This window comes from Roseiarcus sp., from assembly GCF_049514155.1.
GTDB lineage: Bacteria > Pseudomonadota > Alphaproteobacteria > Rhizobiales > Beijerinckiaceae > Roseiarcus.
On sequence record NZ_JBEKVH010000263.1, the window covers coordinates 1 to 3625 of the forward strand.

4 protein-coding genes are annotated in these 3625 nt (G+C 63.1%); 1 reads left to right on the forward strand and 3 read right to left on the reverse strand.

The window, feature by feature from the left end; genetic code table 11:
- Nucleotides 1-142 precede the first annotated feature (142 nt).
- From ABSF49_RS21130 to ABSF49_RS21140, 3 genes are all read right to left on the reverse strand, one after another.
- On the reverse strand, nucleotides 143-535 hold the full coding sequence (locus tag ABSF49_RS21130; protein ID WP_424114602.1) for an adenosine-specific kinase: 393 nt from the start codon (nucleotides 533-535) through the stop codon (nucleotides 143-145).
- Between the two features lie 281 nt (nucleotides 536-816).
- Nucleotides 817-1293: a contact-dependent growth inhibition system immunity protein gene (locus tag ABSF49_RS21135; protein WP_424114603.1), complete on the reverse strand. Its 477-nt coding sequence runs from the start codon at nucleotides 1291-1293 to the stop codon at nucleotides 817-819.
- Between the two features lie 80 nt (nucleotides 1294-1373).
- The gene (locus tag ABSF49_RS21140; protein ID WP_424114604.1) at nucleotides 1374-2273 is read right to left on the reverse strand and encodes an endonuclease toxin domain-containing protein; all 900 of its coding nucleotides are present in this window, start codon (nucleotides 2271-2273) and stop codon (nucleotides 1374-1376) included.
- A 610-nt stretch (nucleotides 2274-2883) separates the two neighbouring features.
- Here ABSF49_RS21140 and ABSF49_RS21145 point away from each other — a divergent pair.
- Nucleotides 2884-3625: IS1595 family transposase (locus ABSF49_RS21145; protein ID WP_424114605.1), on the forward strand; the 742-nt coding region annotated here is incomplete at its 3' end.

Below are 3625 nucleotides of genomic sequence, written 5' to 3' on the forward strand. Positions count from 1 at the left end.
TCGTCATCGCGAGCAAAGCGAAGCGATCCAGACACGGGGATTGCGGCTGCGGCTTCGTCTGGATCGCTTCGCTGCCGCTCGCGATGACGGTCAGAGCCGCGTCGACCTAGGGGCAACTTACGTTAGCCGCCGCCTTCGCCCCTCACAGCTTATAGCCGATCTGCCACAGAAAATTCTTCCGCCAGGCGACGTCGTCCGCGCCTTCGACGCCCTTCGGCGAAAAGCCGTCGACGACGCCCAGCAAGCCCCTGCCCTGGTCGGTTTTGGCGACGATGACCTCGGTCGGGTTGGCGGTCGCGCAGAAGATGCGGCAGACCTCCGGAACCATCTTCAGCGCGTTGAGGACGTTGACCGGATAGAAGCCGTCGCCGAGGAAGACGATGAAGCAATGCCCGGCGGCGAGCGCCAGCGCGTTCTTCTCAGCCAGCGCGATCATCGCGGCGTCCGTGCCGGAGCTGCGCACCAGGCATTTGCCGGACGCTTCGCAGAAGGCGAGGCCGAACTTGATCCCCGGCGAATGACGTCGGTTTTTCATGAACCCCTCCCAACAGAATGGGAAGCGGTTCAGACTGCGGCGCGCAACTCCAGGCCGCCGGGTCCGGCAGTTCAAGCGACCGTCGCCCCGAAGCCGAGGTCATTGGTTCGAGTCCCAGCGGGCGCGCCAGCTTGTTCTCGGCAATGTTTCTCCTGGCGTTTTCCTGCGCCAGCCGGAACCAAAGTGAGAACTTGCGACGCTTGGATCGCTCGACGTGGCCCGGCGTCGCGCCGGCGTGTGCGGATCGCCAATGGTCGATCGGCGATATTCCGCATCGCGATCTACTCGCAACGATCCAAGGCCAGCCGCAGCGCCGCGCCGGCGGCGACTGCCTCGGTCGTCGCCGCAATGACGACGGTTCTGTCTGGCGGCAGATCGCGAAACAATTCCGGCTTGTCGCGCTTATGCGGCTGTATTGAAATCCGTCCCTCGGACCTTTCGGTTCGACACCAATCCAGGTTTCGGTAGGCTTCGCGCTTGGTCTTATAGCCGTAGCGGCGCATGAAATCCTTCTGCCAGGCCTTGTAAAGCGGCATGTATCGTCGCCAGTCGGAGAAATGCGCGTCAAGCGGCCAGATGAATCGGCTCTTGTCGAGGCATTCCAGCAACGCCCGCCCCAGCGCCTCGTTGTCTGCGTCCGGCGGCAGGTAGATCGCGTACCCGTCGTCCTCCTGCTCGATCAACCGATAGCCGGACATCGGCTGGAGGCAAATGAATCGGTCCGTCCGACTGACGTCGGCCCATTGGGTGAACGGCAAGTCAGGCGACGTCATTCTCGGATCCTCGTGATCGTAATCGACACGCCGCGCTCGCTTCCGTAATCGAGCGCCCAAAAGAGTTAGCGCCACTGCGTCGGAGAGGTGTATTCAGGGATCGCCAGCTGAAGCATCTTTGATTGTATCTTCGTGGGGTCGACATCAAACCTTGCGCGCGGCTCGTAGTCCGCGGCCGCGTCCACGTACTGCTTCAATTGCCCATAAATCCGCTGCGGATTCCGGATGTAGCTCATGCTCAACGTGTTCAGCGTTTTGTCGCTGATCGCAGTCCCCGTCGCCTCGTCGAAATGATCAAACGTCTTGGCCGTCGTCGGCACTTGTTTCGCGTTGGAAAGCTGCGCCTCGACATAGGTCTCAAAGGGCCCGCCCTGTTCGGCTATGCCCTTGCTCCATTCGATGCCGACCTTGCTGTTGTCGACGGTTCCACCAAGCCCTTCGACTTCCTTGGCGGGAGCGAGGGGCGATTCAGGCGCTGCCGGCGCCTTGGGCGCGATTTCGACGGCTGGATCGTCCGGGAAGCGCGGGCGCAGCGGGGGATTGTCATTGGCCCATACGTCGGCGGCGACGTCGAGCATCGACTTGGGCAAATGGCCGGGCTGGACGATCCCCGACAGGATTGCGCCCTGGAACAGGAACTGAGCCGCCGAAAGCAGATTCCCGTGTGCGGTCGGGGGCGTGTATTCGTAGGCGAGCCAGAACGATAGGCGACCCTCGAGAAAGGCATATTCCGCGAGCGCCTGCTCTTTCTCGGGCGGCGGAAGGTTCGCGCCTTCTCGCGCCAGATGGTCGCCAAATTGGATGACTCGTTTGCCGAATTCGACCGGCCCGAGGTCGTCGTATTCGCTCTCGAACGCCCGTTCGAGAGCGGTTGATCCGTGAGGCCCCCCATTGTCTGCGCCGATTCCCGCAGTCGTCGAAGCGTCGGGCGTCGGCCGCGTATCTTGATCGGCGGCGGCGCTCACGGACCCCGCCTCAGGTTCGGCGACCCGCGGGCCTGTCGGATCGGTCTCTCGCCTTGCCGCGCCGTGACCGGCGGGCGTCGAAGAAGGCGCCGGTCCTGCGGCGCCGTCCGTCGTCCAGCGGCCGTGCCAGTCTCGCGGCTCGTTGGGATCGTACTTGGTCAGGCTATCGTTGGCCACGGCAAGACGCTGCGCCGCGTCCGGGCTCAGTTCCGGCGTCCGTGTCAGAACCGCGGCGATCGCGGCGCGCGCGAGCTCGCCGCTGTTGAGGGCGCGAGCGATCGCCTGGAGGCTCGACTGCAGCCGGGCCGCGTCGCCATCTGCGTCGTATGCCGCCTTCATCAACGAAGCCATCTCCGCCTCTGACCGGAGCGCGAATCCCGCTTCCGTCCTGCGGAGCAGAGGCGTCCCGGCGAGCGACAGGCCGGCCGCCGTGCAACTCAGGCCAAGGCCTCCGGGTTCGTTCGTCAACCGATAGGTTCGCATCGCGCCTCCAGACCACAGCGGCGATTATGACATTGTATGTTCGCTGTTTGTTCTCATCAACATTTGGCGATATTATACTTGACGTAGCACGCAAGACGTAGTAGGTTGATTCCAATAGGAGTTAGCCATGTCTTCCGTCATTTCAGACCGCCACTTCCACGACGAACGCGCCGCCTATGCCTATGTAGAGGCTCGCATTTGGCCGACTGGCCCGACTTGCCCTCACTGCGGCAACGCCGACGCCTCGCGCATCCGGCTGATGGAAGGCAAATCGACCCGCATCGGCGTCCGCCAGTGCAACGAATGCCGCAAGCCCTTCACCGTGAAGGTTGGGACCATTTTCGAGTCGTCGCACGTTTCGCTGCGCCTTTGGCTGCAAGCGATCCATCTCGTTTGCTCGTCCAAGAAGGGTATCAGCGCGAACCAACTGCACCGCATTCTCGGCGTCACCCTGAAAACCGCGTGGTTCATGGGCCATCGCATCCGCGAGGCCATGCGCGACGGCGGGTTGTCGCTCCTCGGCGGCGGGGGAACCGTCGAAATCGACGAAACCATCATCGGTCGCGTCGAAGGCGCACCGAAGAAGGGGCCAGCGTTGAAAGGCCGCAGCGGTTACCGCAATACGGTGCTCACCGTCGTTGAGCGTGGTGGCTCGGCACGTTCTTTCCACGTCGACAGTGCCACCATCGCCAACATGAAGCCAATCATTCAGGCAAACGTGGCCCGCGAGGCGGCCGTAATGACCGACGAATATACCGCCTATCGTGAGATCGGCGCGGGCTTCGCCAGCCACGACACCGTGAACCACGGCCGCGACGAATACGTCCGCCGCGAGGGCGACAAGCTCGTCACCACCAATACCGTCGAAG